We start from the raw sequence: 20976 nt of genomic DNA on the forward strand, positions 1-20976 counted from the left end.
CCCCACCCCCCCCCCCCCCGCCCCCGGCCCCCCCCCCCCCCCCGGCCGCGCCCCCCCCCCCCCCCCCCCCCTGGGGGCGTTGCCCCCGCACCCCCACTCCTCAATCGCCGGAGGGGCTTGATTTCGCAGGTCAGACGCTGCGGAACGCCAGGACCACGTTGTGTCCGCCGAACCCGAACGAGTTGTTGATCGCGGCGATCGAACCCTCCGGCAGCGGACGCGGCTCGTCACGCACGATGTCCGCCTCCACCGCCTCGTCGAGGTGCTCCACGTTGATCGTCGGCGGAGCCATCCGGTGGTGCAGCGCCAGGACCGTCGCGACGGTCTCGATGCCGCCGGCGCCACCGAGGAGGTGACCGGTCATCGACTTCGTCGCGGAGATCGCGACATGGTCGAGGTCGTCGCCCAGGACCTTGCGCAGCGCCTTCAGCTCCGCGACGTCGCCCTGCGGCGTCGACGTGGCGTGCGCGTTGAGGTGCACGACCTCGGACGGCTTGAGGTCCGTCTGGTCCAGCAGGTTCTGCATCGCGGCGGCGATGCCGCGCCCGGTCGGCTCGGGCTGCGCGATGTGGTGGGCGTCCGCGGACAGACCCTGGCCCAGCACCTCGCAGTAGACCTTGGCGCCACGCTTCGCGGCGTGCTCCGCGGACTCCAGGACGACGACCCCGGCGCCCTCGCCGAGCACGAAGCCGTCACGGCCGGTGTCGTACGGACGTGATGCCTTCTGGGGCTCGTCGTTGTTCTTGGACATCGCCATCATGTTGGCGAACGCGGCGATCGGGAGCGGGTGGATCGCCGCCTCGGTGCCACCGGCGAGGACCACATCGGCACGGCCGGTGCGGATCATCTCGACGGCGTACCCGATCGCCTCGGCGCCCGAGGCGCAGGCGGAGACCGGGGTGTGGACACCGGCCTGGGCGTTGACCTCGAGACCGACGTTGGCCGCCGGGCCGTTGGGCATGAGCATGGGAACGGTGTGCGGGGAGACGCGGCGTACGCCCTTCTCCTTCAGCACGTCGTACTGGTCGAGCAGGGTGATCACGCCACCGATGCCGGAGGCGATGACCGAGCCGAGCCGCTCGGGCTGGATCTTCTCGTCCTCGCCGGCCTTGCCGGTGAAACCGGCGTCCGCCCAGGCCTCACGGGCCGCGATCAGCGCGAACTGCGCCGAGCGGTCCAGCTTGCGGGCGAGCGGGCGGGGCAGGACGTCGCCCGGGTCGACGGCCGCGAGGGCGGCGATCCGGACGGGCAGTTCGGCGAAACGCTCGCCCTCGAGAGGCTTGACGCCGGAACGACCGGCCATCAGACCTTCCCAGGTCGACGCCGAGTCGCCACCCAGCGGAGTGGTTGCGCCGATACCGGTGACGACCACGGTGCGATTGGTCGAGTTCACTGGAAAATCTTCTCCACGTGTAGAGGGTCGTGAATCAGCGGCGCCACCGCCGGGTGGCGACACAGAGCCGGGCCGGATCAGCCCTGGTGCTTGAGGATGTACTCGGCAGCGTCGCCGACGGTCTTGAGGTTCTTGACGTCCTCGTCGGGGATCTTGACGTCGAAGCGCTCCTCGGCGGCGACGACGACCTCGACCATGGACAGCGAGTCGACGTCCAGGTCGTCGGTGAAGGACTTGTCCAGCTGGACGTCCTCGACCGGGATACCGGCGATCTCGTTGACGATCTCGGCGAGACCCTTGACGATCTCTTCCTGAGTGGCGGCCATGTTGGCGCTCCTTCGATGTTTATCTGCAGGTTGGGGCTTGCGGGCCGAAAAGGCCTGGTGTGCCTAGGGGAGGGTAACGACCGTCGCGGCGTAGACGAGACCCGCCCCGAAGCCGATGACGAGCGCGGTGTCGCCGCTCTTCGCCTTTCCGGTCGCCAGGAGCCGCTCCATAGCGAGCGGAATCGAGGCGGCGGAGGTGTTGCCGGTGGTCTCCACGTCGCGGGCGACGGTGACGTTCTCCGGCAGCTTCAGGGTCTTCACCATCGAGTCGATGATCCGCATGTTGGCCTGGTGCGGAATGAAGACGTCCAGGTCTTCCGGGGCGATTCCGGCCGCGTCCAGCGCCTGCTGGGCGACCTTCGCCATCTCGAAGACGGCCCAGCGGAACACCGCCTGGCCCTCCTGGGTGATGGCCGGGAACTTCTCCGGGCGCTCGGCGTGGAACTCGTCCCACGCCACGGTCTGCTTGATGGTCTCGGACTTGTCGCCCTCGGAGCCCCAGACCGTCGGGCCGATGGCCGGCACCTTGGAGGGACCGACGACGACCGCACCGGCGCCGTCACCGAACAGGAAGGCCGTCGCGCGGTCCTCCTTGTCGGTGAGGTCGCTGAGCCGCTCCACGCCGATGACCAGCACGTACTCCGCGGAGCCCTCGACGATCATGCCCTTGGCGAGGGTCAGCCCGTAGCCGAAGCCCGCGCAGCCGGCCGAGATGTCGAAGGCGGCGGGCCTGCCCGCGCCGACCAGGTGGGCGATCTCGGTCGCGATGGCCGGGGTCTGCTTGAAGTGCGAGACGGTGGAGACGATCACGGCGCCGATCTGCTCGGGCGTGATCCCGGCGTCCGCGATGGCCTTGCCGGACGCCTCCACGGACATCGCGGCCACGGTCTCCTCCTCGGAGGCCCAGTGGCGGGTGGCAATGCCGGAGCGCGAACGGATCCACTCGTCGGACGAGTCGATCGTTTCGAGGATCACCTCGTTGGGCACGACGCGGGTCGGGCGGTAGCCACCGACCCCCATGATCCGTGCGTACGGGGCGCCCTTGCTGGGCTTGATCTTCGACATGCTCGGGCTCCTTAGACGCCCGCGTGCTCGGAGATGAGCTCGCGTGCCGCGTCGAGGTCGTCGGGGGTCTTGAGCGCGAGCGTCTTCACGCCGGGCAGCGCGCGCTTGGCGAGGCCCGTGAGGGTGCCGCCGGGGCATGCCTCGATGAGCGCCGTGACGCCCAGCTCCTTGAAGGTCTCCATGCACAGGTCCCAGCGGACCGGGTTGGCCACCTGGCCGACCAGCCGGGAGATGACCTCGTCGCCTGTGGCGACGGCCTTCCCGTCGGCGTTCGAGACATATGTCACGGCCGGGTCGGCGGGCTTCAGCTCCGCGGCGGCCTCGCGCAGCCGGTCGACGGCGGGGGCCATGTGGTGCGTGTGGAAGGCTCCGGCGACCTTGAGGGTCACCACGCGGCGCACGCCCTCGGGCATGTCATCGGTCAGCGCGGCGATCTGCGCGGCGGTGCCGGCGGCGACGATCTGGCCGGCGCCGTTGACGTTCGCCGGGGTCAGCCCGAGCTTCTCCAGGTGCGCGACCGACACGTCGGGGTCGCCGCCCAGCAGCGCCGCCATGCCGGTCTCGGTGACCGCGGCGGCCTCGGCCATGGCGAGCCCCCGGGTACGTACGAGACGCAGCGCGGCCTCGTCGTCGATGACTCCGGCGTAGGCCGCAGCGGTGATCTCGCCAACGCTGTGACCTGCGACGACGTCCGGCGAAACCTTGAGCGCGGCGGCGGAGAGCAGGCCGGCGGCCACCAGCAGCGGCTGCGCCACCGAGGTGTCACGGATGTCGTCCGCGTCGGCCTTGGTGCCGTAGTGGACGAGGTCGAGCCCGATGGCGTCCGACCACTTCGCGATGCGGTCGGTGGCACCGGGGAGGTCGAGCCAGGGAGTCAGGAAGCCGGGCGTCTGAGCGCCTTGGCCGGGAGCGACGAGTACGAGCACCCTCACACTCTCTCTTGTGAACGGTCCCGAACACCCGTGGGGACAGGGACGAAGAACCGTATGGGGAATTGTTGATGTCCGACAAAAGTCTAGGACTGAGGATCTCTCGCGGCCAAGCGCCCCAGAATCAGGGCGATCCGCAGAGTGAATGCAGAGCGGACGTCGGACGGCGACCATCCGGTGACGTCTGTCACACGTCGGAGCCGGTAGCGCACGGTGTTCGGGTGGACGAAGAGCATTCTGGCCGCGCCTTCCAGGCTGCTCGCCTGTTCCAGATAGACACTCAGTGTCTCCAGCAGCGCGGAGCCCGCTTCTTCCAGCGGTCTGTAGATCTCCTCCACCAATTGGTCCCGTGCGGCGGGGTCGCCCGCCATCGCGCGTTCCGGCAGCAGATCGTCGGCGAGCACCGGCCTGGGCGCGTCCTGCCAGGCGCCGCACGCCTTGAGCCCGGCGGCCGCGGCCTGCGCGGACCGGGTGGCCGCCAGCAGGTCCGGCACCACCGGGCCGGCGACGACGGGGCCGGCCGCGTACGGTCCGATCAGCGCCTTCGCGACATGGATCGGGCTGTCGCTGCCGCCCGCGATGACGACCAGGCGGTTGCCGAGCACCCCGGTCAGGACCTGGAGCTTGGCGTGCCGGGCGGCCCGCCTGATCGCCTCCACCGTCAGCTCGCTGTCGCCGTCCGGGGCGGTGCCGAGCACCACGCAGACGTGCTCGGGGGAGTTCCAGCCGAGCGCCGCCGCGCGCGAGACGGCGCCCTCGTCGGCCTCGCCGGACAGCACCGCGTTGACGACGAGCGATTCCAGCCGGGCGTCCCAGGCGCCGCGCGCCTCGGCTGCCTGCGCGTACACCTGGGCGGTCGCGAAGGCGATCTCCCGGGCGTAGACGAGCAGTGCCTCGCGCAGCACCGACTCGTCGCCGGGCGCGGCGACCTCCTCGATCGCGGCCTCCATCACCTCGATCGTCGTCCGCACCATCTCGACGGTCTGCCGCAGGGTGATCGCCCGGGTCAGCTCGCGCGGAGCCGTGCCGAACACATCGGTGGAGATGGCCTGCGGGGTGTCCGGGTGCCGGAACCACTCGGTGAACGCCGCGATACCGGCCTGGGCCACCAGCCCGATCCAGGACCGGTTCTCCGGTGGCATAGCCCGGTACCACGGCAGCGACTCGTCCATGCGGGCGATCGCGTTCGCGGCGAGCCGGCCGGAGGACTGCTCCAGCCGTTTCAGGGTGGCGGCATGCAGGTGGGCGGCGTTCGCAGCGGGCTGCTCAGGATCGGGTCGGGGCACGGAGACAAGATTGCCTTATCGGGCGACGTGCACGGAGGGCCGGGGCGGCCCCGGTGTCGTACCGGCGGGTAGCGGCCGGGAGATCGGGCCGCGCGCCGGCCCGGCTACCGTGGGCGGGTGATTTCCGTACACCGCGCCGAGGACCGCTTCCAGGGCGGGGACCAGGACGCCGGCATCCTGTCCCGGCACGCTTTCTCCTTCGGCGGCTTCTACGACCCGGACAATCTGCGCTTCGGCGCGATCCTGGCGTGCAACTCGGAGCGGCTGGAGAGCGGTGCGGGTTTCGAGGAACACCCGCACAGCCATACGGAGATCGTCACCTGGGTCGTCGAGGGCGAGCTGACCCACCGCGACTCCACCGGCCACGCCACGGTCGTACGGCCCGGCGACCTCCAGCACCTCAGTGCCGCGTCCGGCGTGCGCCACGTCGAACGCAATGACGGCGACACCCCGCTGACGTTCATCCAGATGTGGCTGGCCCCGCTGGAACCGGGCGGCGAACCCTCGTACACGATCGTCCCCGGCATCGCCGACTTTGCCCCGTACGCCCTCCCGGCGGCCGGTGCGCTGCTCCATGTGCGCCGGCCGGGCGCGGGGGAGCGGGTTGCGGTACCGGACGCGGCGCGGGTGTACGTCCATGTGGTGGCCGGCGGCGTACGGCTCGGCGACGAGGAGCTGGAGCCGGGCGACTCGGTGCGGATCACCGGCGAGGAAGGGCTGGAGCTGGTGGCGGAGGGGGCGGCCGAGGTGCTGCTCTGGGAGCTCGGCGCCTGAGGGCGGGCAGGGGTGCGGGCTACGCCTTCGGGGTGCCGGTGAGCCTGTCCAGCTCGCGCATCGCCTCGGAGTGGGCGCTCATCCGGCGGCTCACGCTGCCGCTGGTGTGGAGCGCCACACCGATGATGGACACCGGCAGGGACAGCGCGAGCACGGCCACCGCCTCGGGCCAGTCGCGCTCGTCCGCGCAGTAATCCCCGCGCTGCAAGCCCTGGTTGGCCGTGCCGTACTCGGTGAACAGCCGCGCCTGGCACTGCGCCGGGTACTTGTCGTCGGGCTTCCTGTCCACCTCGTACGGCGTCAGCAGCAGCACTGCGCACCAGACCCACAGCAGCCCGGCGAGGGACAGCAGACCGATGCCCCAGGCCCGTATCCGGGTGGCCCGGTCGCGGAAGTCGAGGTCGTACTCACGTGATCGCATGGCGGACGAATCTAGCAGCGACCCGCAATGCCCCACCGTGCCTCGTCGACCCAGGTCAGCCCGCGTCCCTGTGGCGCCACATCGACCACATCGGCGGCCCGGACCGGAACGTCATCTCCTCGTGCACGGTGAAGCCGTGCCGCTGGTAGAAGGTGAGGTTGCGGCGGTTGCTGGACTCCAGGAAGACCGGCCGCCCGTCCGCGTCCGCCTGCTCCAGCAGCCCGCCTAGCACCCGGGCTCCGCGCCCCGTGCCGCGCGCGTCGGCGTGGGTGCCGATGTACTCGACGTACCAGTGCTCCGGACCGGCCGGATGGCGGTGCTCCATCGTGAACAACCGCCCTGCCGTACGTGGGAGTTGAGTCCTCGCCGCGCGTACGAGCGGCCCCGCGTTGCGCAGCAGGTACGTCACCGGCAGCTTCCACTTCCCGGGTTCCGTCCACACCGCCGCGACGGTGCGCTCCGGATCGGTCCACACCCGGCCGGCCGGGACCTGCTGGGCCAGATGCGCGGTGAACAGTAGCCGCAGCCGCCGGTCACGGTCGCTCGGCATGAGCCAGCTCCAGACGGGATCCTCGGCGTAGGCACTGGCGAGCACGGCGGCGAGGGCGGGGACGTCGGCTGCGGTGGCGCGGACTATGTCTGCCATGGCCGAGGAGAGTAGCGGGTGCCGGGTCGGCCATGTCGCTCTGTCCGGCGGGCCGGTCGTTTCTGCCCTCGGGTACCTGGCCCGCACCAGGGCCTTCGACGTAGGCATGGAGTGGTACACCCTGCACCCCTCCGGAAGGCTTCTGATGCGCGCACGCGACTTCGACCGCACGCATGGCTCCGCTCGCGCGCGTACGCCGGTGAGGCGTCCGGAGACGGAGGAACTCCCCGAGCACCTGCCGCTGGCCCTCCAGAGCAGCCTCGGCAACGCCGCCGTCGTCCAGATGCTCCGCCAGGGCGCCGGCTCCGGCACCGGCGACGGTGCGGGCCCGACGCCGGTCCAGCGTGCCGGTGACTGGAAGAACAACCCGACGAAGAACGCGCTGGCCACGGAGAAGGCGGCCAACCCGGGCAACGCACTCGTGCACACCCTGCACCACATCGTGCCCAAGTCGCTGCTCGAAAAGTTTGCCGGGCTGCTCACCGCGACCCAGCTCACCGACGTCGTGACGGCCCTGGCACCGGTCGCCCCGACGGCGTTCACGAGCAACAGCGCGCAACTCAACGCCGTGTCGAAGGCGTTGAAGAACGTCCCGGCCAACTTCGCGCTCGGCCCCGAACCGGCGGTCAGGAACGACGACCCGGGCAGCAGCGGAGCGGACCTCAACTTCACCGAGGACGGTGCCATCACGCCCCGCTCCGAACAGCTGGAGCGGGTCTACGACTTCATCGAGGCGAAGGTCAGCGCCGGAGCGGCGGTCGCCCAGGCGGACTTGCAGAGCGATTTCATCGATCCGTTGCGGCAGGCCTGCGTCGAGCACAACGCGGTGATCGCCCGTCTCGGCCTCGCCAACGGTGTGGGTCTCGACCCGAACCGGACGGCCTGGTCGGGCGACGCCGCCACGCGGTCCCAGCACCGGACCCACATGATCGAGCCGCTCGTCTGACGAAGACGAAGGGGCCGGGACGACCAGCGGTCGCCCCGGCCCCTTCGCCGTACGGTTCCTGGCGGTGCCGTCAGACGAGCCCGCCCACGAACGCCCGCCAGGCGTCGGCCCCGACGATCAGGACGGGGCCGTCCGGGTTCTTGCTGTCGCGCACGGGCACGGCGCAGGGGAGGCCGTCGATCACTTCGAGGCAGTCGCCGCCGTTGGTGCCGCTGTAGCTGGACTTGCGCCAGGCCGCGCCGCCGGTGACGGTGCATTCGACGCAGTCGCCGCCGGTGTTTCCGCTGTAACTGGACTTACGCCACCGCGCGTTCTTCAGGTCGTGGCCGGTCTCCATAACGCTCCTCCATCACGCGGGTGATCAGCGCCGCGGACTCCTCGACGGAGAGGGCTGCGGCCTGCAAATGAGCGTAACGGAGCGCGGCTTCCCTGACGGTGTCGGGGCTGGCCGTCATATGGCCGGAGATGACGTCCTCGGTGTAGACGATGTCGTGGTCGTCGTCGAAGCGCAGGAAGTTGAACGACCCCGCCAAGCTTGCGTGTTCACCGGCCACGAAGGGCAGCACCTGAACTCGCATCCAGCGGTGATCGGCGAATTCCAACAAGTGGATCAGTTGCCTCCGCATGACCTCGTCGCCACCGATCGGCCGGTGCAGTGCGGCCTCGTCGAGGACGACCCAGGTGAGCGGGGGCCGTTCTCGCTCCAGGATGCGCTGGCGCTCGATCCTGGCTGCCACTTGGCTCTCCAGGTCGTCCGGCATGCCGGTGGCCAGCAGCGCCCGCGCGTACTCCTCCGTCTGCAACAGTCCGTACACCATCTGCGCCTGGTACGTGGAGATGTACGCGGCCTTGGCCTCCATGTCCGCGTACGGCTGGAACCACGTCGGCAGCTGGCTGCGCAGGACCAGGCCGACCAGCCGCGAGAACACGCCGTCCGTGCCGAGCGCCGCGTCCACCCGCTCCGAGAAGTCGCGGGTGGGGATCTTCTTCGTCGTCTCGATCTGGCCGATCAGCGAGCCGGTGCAGAAGATGATGTCGCCGAGCTGGCCCTGCTTGAGGCTGTGCGCCTCGCGCTGGCGACGTAATTCCCAGCCGTAGTAGTCCAGTGGGGAGGCGTTGGGATCGAGCGTCTGGATGTTGGCCACGGCGGGGCACCTCCGGCGTTCAACGCCTCGCGGCGTTCGTTTCCGTACGTAGCCGAGCGTAATCAGTCCGCTGCACGCTGGTGACATGAATCACGTAATTGATCCGCGGGCCGGAGACATGGTGGAGCCGAACTACCATGCCGACTTCGCGATGGGCGAGCACTCGGCCCGGCACCTGCGCCGCATTCTGCGCCTCTACCTCACGGGCTGGGGCCTGCTGGAAGTGGCCGACGCGGCCGAGCTGGCGTTGACCGAGCTGATCGCGAACGTCGTGCGATACGTGCCCGGCCGTCGCTGTCAGACGTTCATCTTCCTGCTCACGGCCGGCGGCGTGCGCGTGGAGGTCGCGGACAGCTGCCCCGACGTCCCGAGGGTGGTGACGGGGGACGAACTCGACGAGGGCGGGCGTGGGTTGGTGCTGGTCGACGCCGTCACCGACAAGTGGGGCGTGGAGCCGCGCCGGGACGGCCGCGGCAAGACCGTGTGGTTCGAGTGCCTGGCCGCCGCCGGCCCGGGATCGGAGCCGGACGCATCACGGTAGGTCTCATCGTGCTCCGAGCCGACCTCGCCGCACGGCGACCCGTCCATGGGCGGTCGTGAAGCCCTGGCGGGACAGGTCTCGTACGGCTCCGTCGGCGGATCGCGCATGCCCGCCAAGGCGGGTGTGCTTTTTCAACGTGACAGATGAGGGTGAGAGTGTCACGTTCGGCGGCCACACCCCACGCACACGGCCACGAACTCGCCGGTCCGAGTCGGGGCGCCGGGCGGCGACAGTGCCGCGCGTCAGCGGGCGGCGGCCAGCTCCGCCAGTACCGCGTCCGTGAACGGGGGCCACGCCTCGACGGCCCACGGGCCGAAGGCCCGGTCGGTGAGCGCGATGCACGCCGCGCCCGCGACCGGGTCGATCCACAGGAAGGTGCCGGACTGCCCGAAGTGGCCGAAGGCCGCGGGCGACGACGAACTGCCCGTCCAGTGCGGCGACTTGGAATCCCGGATCTCGAACCCAAGGCCCCAGTCGTTGGGGTTCTGATGGCCGTAGCCCGGCAGTACGCCCTTCAGGCCGGGGTGTACGACGGTCTGCGCGGCCAGCACCGTACGGGGGTCGAGCAGGCGGGGCGCCTGCACCTCCGCCGCGAACCGGACGAGGTCGTCGACGGTCGAGACACCGTCCTTGGCGGGCGAGCCGTCGATCGTGGTCGCCGTCATCCCGAGGGGTTCCAGCACGGCCTGGCGCACGTACTCCGGGAACGGAATGTCGGCGGCCTTGGCGATGTGGTCGCCGAGCACCTCGAAGCCCGCGTTGGAGTAGAGGCGGCGGGTGCCGGGCGCGGCCGTCGTACGGTGCTCGTCGAAGGCGAGCCCGCTGGTGTGTGCGAGCAGGTGCCGCACGGTGGACCCCTCCGGTCCCGCCGGCTCGTCCAGCTCGACCGCCCCCTCCTCGTACGCCACCAGCGCCGCGTAGGCGGCGATCGGCTTGGTGACGGAGGCGAGCGGGAAACGGTGCGCGGTCGGGCCGTGCGTACCGAGAACGGTGCCGTCCGCTCGTACGACGGCAGCCGCCGCGGTGGGGACGGGCCAGTTGTCGATCATCGCCAGGCTCTGCATGCGTACGAGCGTAACGGGCGGGCGTTGTGCGCTACGTCGCCGGTCGGCGAGGGCAGCACGGGGGCGTGTACGGCTGCGGCAGTGGCGCCTACTCTCGGGCTGGCGTGGCCGGCGATCGGAGTGGGGGGCTGAAGCATGTCGGTGATCGTGGAGTGGGTGTCCTTGGCGTTGGTGGGTATCGCGGGGGGCGGGGCGGCGAGAGCGGTCGTGCGGCGCCGGGCAGTGCGTCGCGCGGCCGATGCCGAAGCGGGAGAGTCCTTCGAGATGCCCTGCAGGGTCGCGTGGGTGGAGGTCACGGGCAGGAAGGGCATGGTCTACGGGAAGCTGGCCGCCTCTCGCTCCGGCGTCGCGTTCGAGCGGCGATATCGCGGCCCGGTCGTCGTTCCCGAAGCGACCTTCGTGAAGGCGGAACCGAGCTGGCGAGGTGGGTTGGTAGTCCTGCACTACCGGTCGGCCGAAGGTTCAGGGATCAGAATCCTCGTTGCCGAAGCGGACACCGTCACGGTCCGTCGCCTCCTGAACCCGCAGGCGCCCGGCGTTCCGGGCTGATTTCGCCGGATGGCCCGGCCGTCGCCGGAACCCGTTCCCGATTGCGCTTGCTTCGAGTGCACTCCAAGGTTCTAGCGTGGAGGGCATGACGGTGATGGAGAGCACTTCAGTGAAGGTGGACGCCTGCGCCACGGCCCCGCAGGCGCATCCGCGCCCCGAGGGCCAGGACCGGTACACCATCAGCGAGGTCGTCGCCTTCACCGGGCTCACCGCGCACACCTTGCGCTGGTACGAGCGGATCGGGCTGATGCCGCACGTCGACCGGTCCCACACCGGCCAGCGCCGCTTCAGCAACCGCGACCTGGACTGGCTGGCGTTCGTCGGCAAGCTGCGGCTGACCGGGATGCCGGTCGCCGACATGGTGCGGTACGCGGAGCTGCTGCGCGAGGGCGAGCACACCTTCGAGGAACGGCAGGAGCTGCTGGAGGCGACCCGCCGCGACGTGATCACGAGGATCGCGGAGCTCCAGGACACCCTCGCCGTGCTCGACTACAAGATCGACTTCTATGCGGGCGCCCGGCGGGCGCCGGAGAGGCCCAGTGCCTGATGACTGACGACAAGATCACCACCGTGGAGCTCGGCAACGGCGGACCGCGGGTCGGCGTGCAGGGACTCGGCTGCATGGGCATGAGCGAGTTCTACGGCGACACCGACGAAGCCGCGGCCCGCGAGACGCTGGAGACGGCGCTGGCGGCGGGCGTCACCCTCTTCGACACCGCGGACGTCTATGGCAGCGGCGCCAACGAGACCTTCCTCGCCCCGTTCGTCGGGGCGCACCGGGACGAGATCACGCTCGCCACGAAGTTCGCCATAGAGCGCAGGGACGACGACCCGCACTACCGGGGCGTGCGCAACGACCCCGCGTACATCCGCAAGGCCGTCGAGGAGAGCCTGCGACGACTGGACACCGAGGTCATCGACCTCTACTATATGCACCGCCGCGACCCGGCCGTCCCGCTGGCCGAGTCCGTCGGCGCGATGGCCGAGCTGGTCCAGCAGGGCAAGGTCAAGCAGCTCGGGCTGAGCGAGGTGACCGGCGCGGAGCTGCGCGAGGCGTACGCGGTGCACCCGATCGCCGCCCTCCAGTCGGAGTGGTCGCTCTTCAGCCGGGACGTCGAGCGCAGCGCCGTACCGGCCGCCGTCGAGCTCGGGGTGACTCTCGTGCCGTACTCGCCGCTCGGGCGGGGCTTTTTGACCGGGGCGTTCGCGGACGCGGCCAAGGAGCTGTCGGAGGGCGACTTCCGCAAGTACCAGCCCCGCTTCACCGGCGACAACGCGAAGAAGAACGCCGCCCTGCTGGAACCGGTCCACCAGATCGCGGCGGCACACGGGGCCTCGGCCGCGCAGGTGGCGCTCGCCTGGGTACAGCAGCGGGCCCAGGTGCACGGGCTGACCGTGGTGCCGATCCCGGGCACCCGCAAGAGCAGCCGGCTGCTGGAGAACGTGGCCGCCACCCGGCTCGTCCTGACCGCCGAGGAGCTGGCACAGCTGGAGCCGATCGCCGGGCAGGTGGCGGGGGACCGGTACCCGGACATGAGCTCGACGGCCACCGCCCGCGAGTAGCCGCCGCCCGCTTCGCTCACCGCGCCTTCTCCTCGGTGATCGCGGCGAAGGCGCGCAGCGAGTCCGTGCCCGGGGCGAAGTAGCCGGTGTGGCCCCGGGCGTCGTCGGCCGGGACGCGCCGCGCGCCGAACTGCGGGGCGGTCGGGTCGGGGCCGTGGCCGAGCCCCGCCACCTCGACGTTCGGCACGTCGTCGATCCAGTCCGTGGCGTCCTTCGCGGCCCAGACCCGGGCCCCGGTGCGCAGATCGGCGGCGTCGTCCGCGCGCATCCCGGGCGAGCCGAGCACCACCAGGTCCCTGGCGCGCAGCCGGGACGCGGCGAGCCCGCACACGACGGAGCCGTAGCTGTGGCAGAACACGGCGGGCGCGGGCACGCCGTCGGCCGCGAGTCCGTCCGTGAACCGGGTCAGCCGGCCGGCCCCGGCCTCGGCGAGCGACCCCGTCGCCGCGTCGACTCCGAGGCCCACGGGCGTGGTGTACCCGGCCCAGGCGACGACGGCGCTGCCGGGCCCGGTCCGGGCGTACAGCGCCTTCGCCATGCCCGCCGGAGTGCCGTACACATCGTGCGTACGGTCGAAGGTCCCGGCGTCGATGTCCGAGCCCGGCACCACGACCGCGACATGGCGTGCGGTGCGCAGGTCCCCGAAGACCTCGGCGACCTGACCGCGTCCGCGCGGGTCGAACGCGAGGATCTTCCGCTTCTGATCTTTTCTGAGGTGTGCGTACCGGGGGTCGTGACCGGCCCGCAGGGACAGGGCGTTGGCCCGGTAGCGCAGCTCGGCCGGAGCGCCGTCCAGGTTGCCGACGACGAGCGGATGGCGTACGGCCAGGGCCTGTTGCTGTGCTGCGGTCAACCCCCGGAAGAAGCGCGCCACTTCGGCGGGCGTGCTCCGCGCTGGATCAGGCAGTTCCCGCCCCAGTACGTGATCGGCGCGCCAGGCCGCCGTGCCCGGGGGCGGCCCGGTGAGGGCCTGCTGTGCGTTCCCGGACGCCCAGCCGGCCGTTCCCGCCATCACGGTGGTGGCCAGCGCGACCGCGACCAGAGTCCTCGCGTAACGACGCATCCCATCGTCCTCCCTCTCCGGTCGAGCCGGCTGCTCCGGGCCTCGTGCGCCGTTCGGCGCGACGGGGAGGAAGTTAGGGAGGGGATGGGCCCAGGGACGTCACACCAGGGGGCCAAGTACGGGGTCATACCCGGGTAGGGCGTGGGGGCCGGACCCTCACCCCTCGCCCGGCACCACGACCCCCGCCTCGTACGCGAAGATCACCGCCTGCGCCCGGTCCCGCAGGTCCAGCTTGGCCAGCACCCGGCCTATGTGGGTCTTCACCGTCTGCTCGGCCAGCACCAGCTTCCCCGCGATCTCCTGGTTCGACAGGCCCCGCGCGATCAGCTCGAGTACCTCTGTCTCGCGCGGAGTCAGGCCGTTCAGCCGCAGCGACTGGCCGCTCCGGGTGGCCCCGGTCGGGCCCTGCCGGGCGAAGTCCGCGATCAGGCGGCGTGTCACGGACGGCGCGAGCAGCGCCTCACCCGCCGCGACCACCCGTACCGCCGAGATCAGATCGGCGGGCGGCGCGTCCTTCAGCAGGAAGCCGGACGCCCCGGCGCGCAGCGCCTCGTACACGTAGTCGTCCACGTCGAACGTGGTGAGCATCAGCACCTTCGGCCGGTGCGCCACCCCCACCGGCGGGTTCAGCAGCTCGCGGGCCGCCGCCAGGCCGTCCATCTCGGGCATCCGGACATCCATCAGGACCACGTCCGGGTGGACGCTGCGGCTGACGTCGATGGCCCGGCGCCCGTCCGGCGCCTCACCGACCACGTCGATGTCGCTCTGCGCCGCGAGCAGCGCCGCGAACCCCGCCCGCACCATGGCCTGGTCGTCGACGATGATCACGCGAATGGTCACGAGTCCTCCGGAACCGTGGGAGCAACAGGGGGCAGCGGCAGCCGCGCGGCCACCCGGAAGCCGCCTTCGGGCAGCGGTCCGGTGTCCAGCGTGCCGCCGGTCAACCGTACGCGTTCGCGCATACCGACCAGCCCGTGCCCCGTCCCGGTCGTCTCCAGCGGCGAATCGGGTTTCTCCGCCCGGTCGTTGACCACCAGGACGGTCAGATGCGTGCCGTCGGACGCGACCGACACCCGGGTCCGCGCACCGGGCGCGTGCCGGATCACATTGGCCAGCGCCTCCTGCACGATCCGGTACGCCGACACGTCCACCGTCTGTGGCACGTTTGGCAGTTGAGTGGGGAGCGACAGCTCGGCCGGCAGCCCCGCCCGTACCGTCGCCTCCACCAGCTGCTGCACCCGGTCGAGCCCCGGCTGCGGCGCCCGCTCGCCCTTTGTGCCGTCGCTGCGCAGCACCGTGAGCAGCCGCCGCATCTCCGTCAGCGACTCCCGCGCGCTCCCCGCTATCGTCGCGAACTCCTCGCGCGCCTGCTCGGGGAGGCCGCCGATCCGGTACGGCGCGGAGTCGGCCTGGACCGTGATCACGGACATGTGGTGCGCGACCACGTCGTGCAGCTCACGGGCGATCCTGGCGCGCTCCTCCAGCAGCGTGCGCTGCGCCCGCTCGGCCTCGCTGATGGTCTCCTGCTCGGCGAGCCGGCGCTGTGCGTCGCCCCGTTCCCGGATCACCGCACCGATCACCATGAACACCGCGCCGAACGCCGGGAGCAGCGCCGAGGTGCCGTTGCTGCGGTCCGTGCCGCCCAGGTGCAGTACCAGGCTCGCCACGGCGGTCAGCGCCCAGACCGAGACCACGGTCCGCCGGGTCTCGCGCAGGGCCACCGCCAGCATCACGAAGAGGTAGCAGATCAGCGTGGGCGGGGGCCAGGGCCAGATGTCCATCAGCGGCTCCCGGTACACCAGCAGTACCAGCGCCCCCACGATGTCGGCGGGGAAGACGATCCACCACGCCTGCAGCGGGCGGTGCGCCAGCATCAGCAGCGGCGCCGTCTGGGCGACGGTCAGCAGGCCCGCGAGCCCCTCGGCCATACCGTATTGGTTGGTCAGCATACTGAGCGTGACCGGGACGAATACCGCCGCGAGGGTGAAGACGACCACGTACGGCAGCAGCCGCCGCCACCGCTTGGACGCGTCGGCGAGCGGCGGGACCGGGGGGTGGGATGGGTGGGCGAGCCCGTGGACGATCTCCCGCAGATTGCGGCGGGCGGCGCTCACCAGGCCGTCGGCGGCGGGCTGAGGGCGCGGCGGCGCCCCGGGCGGGGCATGGGGCGGGGAAGTGGTCATGGCCGGATCAGCCTAGGGAGCGGAGCTGCCCGGTGGCGTCATACCTGGGTTCCGGTTCGCCGCCGGGCTCTCGTACGGGGGTACTACCGACCGGCCGGGCGGACCGGCCGCAGGGCCCTACAGCTCGGCTAGCAGCTGGGCCTTCTTGGCGCTGAACTCGTCGTCCGTCACCAGGCCGGACCGGTGCAGCTCCCCGAGGTGCCGGATCCGCTCCGCGATGTCCGCGGGGTCGCGCCGCCCGGCGCCCGCCAGGACGGAGGCGGGCGCGACGGCAGCCGAATGGTTCCTGCGCACCGATTCCAGCACGGCCGCGGCGAACGGCAGCGACTCGTGCACCGGGCCGTAGCCGAGGCCGAAGACCACCGCAGCCGGGTCCTGATCGGCGCTGGTGGGGCGGGGCGCCATCGGCTGCGGGCCGTGCGCCGAGCCCTGACCCGGATCCGCGACCAGGCCCGGACCACCGCTCCGGTCGGGGCCCGCGCCCGGCCTGGGGACCGCGTTCTCCAGGCCCCTGGGCACCAGCCGCAGATAACCCTCGAACGCCTCCGGGGAGCGCCACTCGACACCGCTCAGCTCCGTCACCGGGAACGTCTGGTCGCCGGCCTTCCACTTCGCCGTGGAGGCACCCGTCCAGAACCAGCGGAAGGAGACCCGGTGGCCGTCGAAGCCGGCCCGGCCGTCGTACGCCTTGAACTGCATCGGCGCCTCGGGCGCCGCGACCAGGAACCGGTCGGCGGGCTCCGCCGCGTCGGGGCCGAGCCGGGCGCGCAGTTCGTCCGCGTAGTACTCGGCCAGCGTCTCGCGCTCGGCGGGCAGCACCAGCCGGTACGGATCGCAGCCGTCCTTCAACTGCCCGGCCGCGGCCTCGACCAGTGGGTCGGCACCATGTCTCGGCACGGCACGCAGGACCACCGTGCCCCGCTTGCCCGGGGTGAGCGTCACCGACGACAGCGCCGCGTGCGGGACGCGGCGTTCACGCAGGCTCTGGAAGAGCTTCGGCGTGCGGATCCCCCGTTCGAAGCGGATGAGCACGGAGTCGGTGTCGAACTCCCAGGTGGCATGAATTCCAGCCAGCACATCACCCATGTGCCTCATCGTATGCGGCACTTGCCCCACACGTCCCCCCTCGGCGCAGGCCGCGATCGATGGCGCACCCAGGGTCTTCAGGCCTTGCGGCTTTCAGACGGCCCGGCTTCCGGTGATTGTTTCGTCGCAGGTGCTGTCGGCGGCCGCGCAGCTCACCGAGTCGTAGGCGCCCACGCCGATGGCGGCGAAGTTGCCGAGGCTCTCGGTCCCCGGCTCGAAATAGCCGCTGTGCCCGACCGCGTCGCCCGCCGCGACGATCCGCGCGCCGAAGCGGGGTTCGACCGGGTCGGCCCCGTGGCCCAGGCCGCCGAGCTCCAGGTTCGGTACGTCCGCGATCCAGTCGCCCCGGTCGCGCATCGCCCACACCCTGGCTCCGGTGCGCAGTTGCGCGGCGTTCTCCACCCGCATGCCGGGGCTGCCGGCCACCGCGATGTCACCGACCCTGGCGGGCAGTTCATGTGCGGCGACCCCGCACAGCACCGAGCCGTAGCTGTGGCAGAACAGCGAGACCGGGGCGTTGCCGGGCAGCGCGCCCAGCAGTGCGTTCAGCCGCACCGCCCCGCGCTCGGCGAGGTTGCCCAGGGCCGCGTCCATGCCGACCCCGGCGGGCGTGGTGTAGTCGGCCCAGGCGATGACGGCGGTACGGGTACTGGGGCGGGCGGCGCGCTCCGCCGCGTACAGCGACTTCGCCATGCCGACCGGGGCGGCGTTCACCTTGGCCCCGGTCCGCTCCAGCGTCAGCAGGTTGGTGTCGACGCCGGGGACGATCACAGAGATCCGCTCGGCCCGGTCGAGACTGCCGAACACCTCCGCGGCACGGCCCTTGCCGGACGGGTCGAAGGCGAGGAAGTGGCGGCCGCGGGCGAGCATCGAATCGAAGCGGTGCATCCGGCGGACCGCCTCGGCGCGGCCGTCGGGGGAGAGCCGCACATCGTGCATGCGCTGCCGCTCGACCTTCCGCGCCTGCGCCACGGCCAGCCGATTGGCGCGGTAGCGCAGCGTAACCGGAGCGCCGTTCAGATTTCCCACGACCAAGGGGTACTTGTCGGCCAGCGCGGTGCGTTGCGCGGCCGTGAGCGTGCCGAAGAACTGGGCCAGTCGGTACGGAGGCGCGTCGGCGTCCGGCAGCGCATGACCCGCTACCTGTCCCCGCGCCCAGGCGGCGAGTGCGACGGTGCGTGGCTCGTCGGAGCGTTGGTGACGTACGGCGGTCCAGCCAGTGGTCGCCAGCATCACGAACACGACCGCGACGGCGAGCAGCGCGCGCCATGCGGTGAGCGTGGGGGAGGAGTCGAAGGAAGTCACTTCCGCCCACATTAGGAGACGCGCGACCACAGCCGTGAAGAGGGTGACACACATCACTCCGCTGCGGGGAATTCGGTGGCCCGCTTTTCACGCTGTGTGGTTGTCGCACGCACGCTCAGGCGCGCGCAGTGCCTCCTGGAGATCGCATCTGGCCGTCGGGGCACGGTTGTTGTGAAGTCGGTCATGCCGCAAAAGTGAGGCATGCGGCACATGGGGCGGAAGCCGTCGTGCGGGGTTCCCGCCGTCACGCCGTCCGGGTGTCCGCCCGCCAGTCGTCGGCCAGGGCCGGTCCGAGCTGGTCCAGATGCGCCTCCGTCAGCGCGCGCAGCGAGTCCACGCCGGCGTCCCGGCCCCGCCCCCAGAGCTGACCGCTCACCCTCATCACCCCGCAGAACGCGGCCACGGCGACCCTCGGCCGCGGGTCCTCGTCCACATCGAGCCCCTCGCGCCCGGCGATCAGCAGCGCGATCTGGTTCTCCAGGACCGCGCACCGGCGCAGATGGGAGGCGAGCAGCGAGGGCGTCGACTCGATCATCCGGTACGTACGCATGTGGAGTTCGACCGTGACGATCTCCTCGATCGTCTCTCCGATGCTGTTCCAGGCGCAGAGGACCGCGCTGCGCAGCGCCTCGAACGGGGCCTCGGCGGCGGGGCGCCGGCGCAGCTCCGCGAGGAAGCGGGACTCCACCATCTCCTGGATGGCGAAGGCGGCCTCCTCCTTGCTGGCGAAGTAGCGGAAGAAGGTGCGCTGGGAGACCTCCACGGCCTCGACGATCTCGTCGACGGTGGTCTCGTCGTAGCCCTGCGTGGTGAAGAGCTCGAGGGCGGCGTGCAGCAGGGCGTCCCGGGTGCGTCGCTTCTTCCGTTCACGCAGCCCGGTCGGATGCGTGGCCCGCTGCCCATCGGTCACTTAACTGGCCTTCTTTCTCCTGCTTTGTCCAGCTCAGCGTACCTGTGAGCTACGTGACAGTTACCGACTTGTGAAATGGTTTGTCAACTGTCAGAGACTGACATTAATGTCCCCGGCATGACTAGTCAGACCACCGTCGACAAGGCGTCGCGGGAGCCGCAGGAAACCGCCGCGCCCGCACCCGCCAAGGGGCTGCGCGGCCACCCCTGGCTGACGCTCTTCTCCGTGGCCATCGGCGTGATGATGGTCGCGCTCGACGGCACGATCGTCGCGATCGCCAACCCCGCCATCCAGCAGGACCTGAACGCCTCGCTCGCAGACGTCCAGTGGATCACCAACGGCTACATGCTCGCCCTCGCGGTCTCCCTGATCACCGCGGGCAAACTCGGTGACCGGTTCGGTCACCGCCAGACCTTCCTCATAGGCGTCGTGGGCTTCGCCGCGGCGTCCGGGGCCATCGGCGTCTCCGACAGCGTCGCCCTGGTGATTGTGTTCCGGGTGCTCCAGGGCCTCTTCGGCGCCCTGCTGATGCCCGCCGCGCTCGGCCTGCTGCGCGCCACCTTCCCGGCCGAGAAGCTGAACATGGCGATCGGCATCTGGGGCATGGTGATCGGCGCCTCGACCGCCGGTGGTCCGATCCTCGGCGGCGTGCTCGTCGAGCACGTCAACTGGCAGTCCGTCTTCTTCATCAATGTGCCGGTCGGGGTGCTCGCGCTGGTGCTGGGCCTGGTGATCCTCAAGGACCACCGCGCCGAGAACGCGCCGCGCTCCTTCGACATCGGCGGCATCGTGCTGCTGTCGCAGGCGATGTTCTGCCTGATCTGGGCGCTCATCAAGGGCTCCGAATGGGGCTGGGGCGACTATAGGACGCTCGGCTTCCTGGGCGCCGCCGTGGCCCTGTTCGTGGTCTTCGCGCTCTCCCAGAAGAACGTCAGGGAGCCGCTGATCCCGCTCGCCATGTTCAAGTCCGTGCCGCTGTCCGCGGGCGCGGTCCTGATGGTGCTGATGGCCTTCGCGTTCATGGGCGGGCTGTTCTTCGTCACCTTCTACCTCCAGAACGTGCACGGTCTGAGCCCGGTCGACAGCGGCCTGCACCTGCTGCCGCTGACCGGCATGATGATCGTCGCCTCGCCGCTCGCCGGCGCCATGATCACCAAGTTCGGCCCGCGGGTCCCGCTGGTCGGCGGCATGGTGTGCACGGCGGTCGCCATGTTCGGCATGTCCCAGCTGGAGATCGGCACCGGCACCCTGACCATGTCGATCTGGTTCGGTCTGCTCGGCCTCGGCCTCGCCCCGGTGATGGTCGGCGCCACCGAGGTCATCGTCGGCAACGCCCCGATGGAGCTCTCCGGCGTCGCGGGCGGTCTCCAGCAGGCCGCCATGCAGGTCGGCGGCAGCCTCGGTACGGCCGTGCTCGGCGCCGTCATGGCCTCCCAGGTCGACTCCAAGCTGGCCGACAACTGGAAGGCTGCCCAGCTCCCGCCGCTGAGCCCGGAGCAGCTGGACAAGGCGTCCTCGGCCGTCGAGGTCGGCATCCCGCCGGTGGACGGGAAGGTCCCGCCGGAGATCGCGGGGAAGATCGCGGGCGTCGCCCATGACACCTTCGTGTCAGGGATGAGCACGGCGTTCATGGTCGCCGGCATCGTCGCGGTGGTCGCCGCGCTGGTCGCCACGCTCACCAAGCGCGGTGCGAACGCCGAGGCGGGAGCGGGCGCCGGTCACATCTGACCGGACGTCACGACGCCGCCCCGGGCCCGCGCCCACGCGTCAACACAGTGCGA

23 protein-coding genes are annotated in these 20976 nt (G+C 71.1%); 7 read left to right on the forward strand and 16 right to left on the reverse strand.

The window, feature by feature from the left end; translation table 11 throughout:
• Nucleotides 1-130: 130 nt before the first annotated feature.
• From fabF to ACIRJP_RS35965, 5 genes are all read right to left on the reverse strand, one after another.
• Nucleotides 131-1393: a beta-ketoacyl-ACP synthase II gene (gene fabF / locus ACIRJP_RS35945; protein WP_266733230.1), complete on the reverse strand. Its 1263-nt coding sequence runs from the start codon at nt 1391-1393 to the stop codon at nt 131-133.
• Nucleotides 1394-1470: 77 nt separating this feature from the next.
• Nucleotides 1471-1719, reverse strand: coding sequence for an acyl carrier protein (locus tag ACIRJP_RS35950; RefSeq protein ID WP_266733232.1), 249 nt, complete (start codon nt 1717-1719; stop codon nt 1471-1473).
• Nucleotides 1720-1782: 63 nt separating this feature from the next.
• A complete protein-coding gene (locus ACIRJP_RS35955; protein WP_404183734.1) occupies nt 1783-2784 on the reverse strand; it encodes a ketoacyl-ACP synthase III in 1002 nt (333 codons plus the stop codon).
• Between the two features lie 11 nt (nt 2785-2795).
• Nucleotides 2796-3710 carry an ACP S-malonyltransferase gene (locus ACIRJP_RS35960; protein ID WP_404183737.1) on the reverse strand — a complete coding sequence of 305 codons (915 nt, stop codon included), beginning with the start codon at nt 3708-3710 and terminating at the stop codon, nt 2796-2798.
• Between the two features lie 89 nt (nt 3711-3799).
• Entirely contained in the window at nt 3800-4999 is a 1200-nt protein-coding gene (locus ACIRJP_RS35965; protein ID WP_404183740.1) for a PucR family transcriptional regulator, read from the reverse strand.
• 117 nt (nt 5000-5116) lie between these two features.
• On the opposite strand from ACIRJP_RS35965, the gene ACIRJP_RS35970 reads away from it, so the two are divergent.
• Nucleotides 5117-5773 (forward strand): pirin family protein, encoded by a 657-nt coding sequence (locus tag ACIRJP_RS35970; RefSeq protein WP_404183743.1) that lies wholly within the window; start codon nt 5117-5119, stop codon nt 5771-5773.
• A 19-nt stretch (nt 5774-5792) separates the two neighbouring features.
• Here the strand turns inward: ACIRJP_RS35970 and ACIRJP_RS35975 are convergent, their stop codons facing one another.
• Both ACIRJP_RS35975 and ACIRJP_RS35980 read right to left on the reverse strand, forming a co-directional pair.
• The gene (locus ACIRJP_RS35975; RefSeq protein WP_404183746.1) at nt 5793-6194 is read right to left on the reverse strand and encodes a hypothetical protein; all 402 of its coding nucleotides are present in this window, start codon (nt 6192-6194) and stop codon (nt 5793-5795) included.
• A gap of 55 nt (nt 6195-6249) precedes the next feature.
• Nucleotides 6250-6840, reverse strand: coding sequence for a GNAT family N-acetyltransferase (locus tag ACIRJP_RS35980; RefSeq protein WP_404183749.1), 591 nt, complete (start codon nt 6838-6840; stop codon nt 6250-6252).
• Here ACIRJP_RS35980 and ACIRJP_RS35985 point away from each other — a divergent pair.
• The gene (locus ACIRJP_RS35985) at nt 6839-7786 is read left to right on the forward strand and encodes a hypothetical protein (RefSeq protein WP_404183752.1); all 948 of its coding nucleotides are present in this window, start codon (nt 6839-6841) and stop codon (nt 7784-7786) included. The two genes, ACIRJP_RS35980 and ACIRJP_RS35985, sit on opposite strands and share 2 nt — an antisense overlap.
• A 70-nt stretch (nt 7787-7856) precedes the next feature.
• On the opposite strand, the gene ACIRJP_RS35990 is transcribed toward ACIRJP_RS35985, so the two are convergent.
• Both ACIRJP_RS35990 and ACIRJP_RS35995 read right to left on the reverse strand, forming a co-directional pair.
• Nucleotides 7857-8123, reverse strand: a complete 267-nt coding sequence (locus tag ACIRJP_RS35990) for a DUF397 domain-containing protein (RefSeq protein ID WP_404183755.1) — start codon at nt 8121-8123, stop codon at nt 7857-7859.
• Entirely contained in the window at nt 8083-8931 is an 849-nt protein-coding gene (locus tag ACIRJP_RS35995) for a helix-turn-helix transcriptional regulator (protein ID WP_404183758.1), read from the reverse strand. Before ACIRJP_RS35995 ends, ACIRJP_RS35990 begins: the two co-directional genes overlap by 41 nt.
• Nucleotides 8932-9016: 85 nt before the next feature.
• Here ACIRJP_RS35995 and ACIRJP_RS36000 point away from each other — a divergent pair, with 85 nt between their 5' ends.
• Nucleotides 9017-9472 (forward strand): ATP-binding protein, encoded by a 456-nt coding sequence (locus ACIRJP_RS36000; protein WP_404183761.1) that lies wholly within the window; start codon nt 9017-9019, stop codon nt 9470-9472.
• Between the two features lie 242 nt (nt 9473-9714).
• On the opposite strand, the gene ACIRJP_RS36005 is transcribed toward ACIRJP_RS36000, so the two are convergent.
• Nucleotides 9715-10536, reverse strand: coding sequence for a serine hydrolase domain-containing protein (locus tag ACIRJP_RS36005; RefSeq protein ID WP_404183764.1), 822 nt, complete (start codon nt 10534-10536; stop codon nt 9715-9717).
• Nucleotides 10537-10671: 135 nt separating this feature from the next.
• Between ACIRJP_RS36005 and ACIRJP_RS36010 the strand changes: the two genes are divergently transcribed.
• From ACIRJP_RS36010 to ACIRJP_RS36020, 3 genes are all read left to right on the forward strand, one after another.
• Nucleotides 10672-11085 carry a hypothetical protein gene (locus ACIRJP_RS36010; protein WP_404183767.1) on the forward strand — a complete coding sequence of 138 codons (414 nt, stop codon included), beginning with the start codon at nt 10672-10674 and terminating at the stop codon, nt 11083-11085.
• 85 nt (nt 11086-11170) lie between these two features.
• Nucleotides 11171-11632, forward strand: coding sequence for a MerR family transcriptional regulator (locus ACIRJP_RS36015; protein ID WP_259927372.1), 462 nt, complete (start codon nt 11171-11173; stop codon nt 11630-11632).
• Nucleotides 11632-12648 carry an aldo/keto reductase gene (locus ACIRJP_RS36020; RefSeq protein WP_404183770.1) on the forward strand — a complete coding sequence of 339 codons (1017 nt, stop codon included), beginning with the start codon at nt 11632-11634 and terminating at the stop codon, nt 12646-12648. The genes ACIRJP_RS36015 and ACIRJP_RS36020 overlap by 1 nt, the downstream gene beginning before the upstream one ends.
• Nucleotides 12649-12664: 16 nt before the next feature.
• Here the strand turns inward: ACIRJP_RS36020 and ACIRJP_RS36025 are convergent, their stop codons facing one another.
• From ACIRJP_RS36025 to ACIRJP_RS36050, 6 genes are all read right to left on the reverse strand, one after another.
• On the reverse strand, nt 12665-13711 hold the full coding sequence (locus tag ACIRJP_RS36025; RefSeq protein ID WP_404183773.1) for an alpha/beta hydrolase: 1047 nt from the start codon (nt 13709-13711) through the stop codon (nt 12665-12667).
• A 156-nt stretch (nt 13712-13867) separates the two neighbouring features.
• Nucleotides 13868-14551, reverse strand: a complete 684-nt coding sequence (locus ACIRJP_RS36030; protein ID WP_404183776.1) for a response regulator — start codon at nt 14549-14551, stop codon at nt 13868-13870.
• Entirely contained in the window at nt 14548-15894 is a 1347-nt protein-coding gene (locus ACIRJP_RS36035) for a sensor histidine kinase (protein WP_404183779.1), read from the reverse strand. Before ACIRJP_RS36035 ends, ACIRJP_RS36030 begins: the two co-directional genes overlap by 4 nt.
• A 117-nt stretch (nt 15895-16011) precedes the next feature.
• A complete protein-coding gene (locus tag ACIRJP_RS36040; RefSeq protein WP_404183782.1) occupies nt 16012-16980 on the reverse strand; it encodes a DUF4429 domain-containing protein in 969 nt (322 codons plus the stop codon).
• Nucleotides 16981-17073: 93 nt separating this feature from the next.
• Nucleotides 17074-18285: an alpha/beta hydrolase gene (locus ACIRJP_RS36045; RefSeq protein WP_404183785.1), complete on the reverse strand. Its 1212-nt coding sequence runs from the start codon at nt 18283-18285 to the stop codon at nt 17074-17076.
• A gap of 244 nt (nt 18286-18529) precedes the next feature.
• On the reverse strand, nt 18530-19195 hold the full coding sequence (locus ACIRJP_RS36050; RefSeq protein ID WP_404183788.1) for a TetR family transcriptional regulator: 666 nt from the start codon (nt 19193-19195) through the stop codon (nt 18530-18532).
• A gap of 117 nt (nt 19196-19312) precedes the next feature.
• On the opposite strand from ACIRJP_RS36050, the gene ACIRJP_RS36055 reads away from it, so the two are divergent.
• The gene (locus ACIRJP_RS36055; RefSeq protein WP_404183791.1) at nt 19313-20923 is read left to right on the forward strand and encodes an MFS transporter; all 1611 of its coding nucleotides are present in this window, start codon (nt 19313-19315) and stop codon (nt 20921-20923) included.
• The last annotated feature ends 53 nt before the right edge of the window (nt 20924-20976 follow it).

This window comes from Streptomyces sp. NPDC102437, from assembly GCF_044765565.1.
Classification (GTDB): Bacteria; Actinomycetota; Actinomycetes; order Streptomycetales; family Streptomycetaceae; genus Streptomyces.

Coding starts and splice junctions, on each gene's coding strand:
- ACIRJP_RS35950 (WP_266733232.1), bottom strand. CDS start 1,719: ATGGCCGCCACTCAGGAAGAGATCGTCAAGGGTCTCGCCGAGATCGTC.
- ACIRJP_RS35955 (WP_404183734.1), bottom strand. CDS start 2,784: ATGTCGAAGATCAAGCCCAGCAAGGGCGCCCCGTACGCACGGATCATG.
- ACIRJP_RS35975 (WP_404183746.1), bottom strand. CDS start 6,194: ATGCGATCACGTGAGTACGACCTCGACTTCCGCGACCGGGCCACCCGG.
- ACIRJP_RS35985 (WP_404183752.1), top strand. CDS start 6,839: ATGGCCGAGGAGAGTAGCGGGTGCCGGGTCGGCCATGTCGCTCTGTCC.
- ACIRJP_RS35980 (WP_404183749.1), bottom strand. CDS start 6,840: ATGGCAGACATAGTCCGCGCCACCGCAGCCGACGTCCCCGCCCTCGCC.
- ACIRJP_RS35990 (WP_404183755.1), bottom strand. CDS start 8,123: ATGGAGACCGGCCACGACCTGAAGAACGCGCGGTGGCGTAAGTCCAGT.
- ACIRJP_RS36000 (WP_404183761.1), top strand. CDS start 9,017: ATGAATCACGTAATTGATCCGCGGGCCGGAGACATGGTGGAGCCGAAC.
- ACIRJP_RS36005 (WP_404183764.1), bottom strand. CDS start 10,536: ATGCAGAGCCTGGCGATGATCGACAACTGGCCCGTCCCCACCGCGGCG.
- ACIRJP_RS36010 (WP_404183767.1), top strand. CDS start 10,672: ATGTCGGTGATCGTGGAGTGGGTGTCCTTGGCGTTGGTGGGTATCGCG.
- ACIRJP_RS36015 (WP_259927372.1), top strand. CDS start 11,171: ATGACGGTGATGGAGAGCACTTCAGTGAAGGTGGACGCCTGCGCCACG.
- ACIRJP_RS36020 (WP_404183770.1), top strand. CDS start 11,632: ATGACTGACGACAAGATCACCACCGTGGAGCTCGGCAACGGCGGACCG.
- ACIRJP_RS36025 (WP_404183773.1), bottom strand. CDS start 13,711: ATGCGTCGTTACGCGAGGACTCTGGTCGCGGTCGCGCTGGCCACCACC.
- ACIRJP_RS36035 (WP_404183779.1), bottom strand. CDS start 15,894: ATGACCACTTCCCCGCCCCATGCCCCGCCCGGGGCGCCGCCGCGCCCT.
- ACIRJP_RS36040 (WP_404183782.1), bottom strand. CDS start 16,980: ATGGGTGATGTGCTGGCTGGAATTCATGCCACCTGGGAGTTCGACACC.
- ACIRJP_RS36055 (WP_404183791.1), top strand. CDS start 19,313: ATGACTAGTCAGACCACCGTCGACAAGGCGTCGCGGGAGCCGCAGGAA.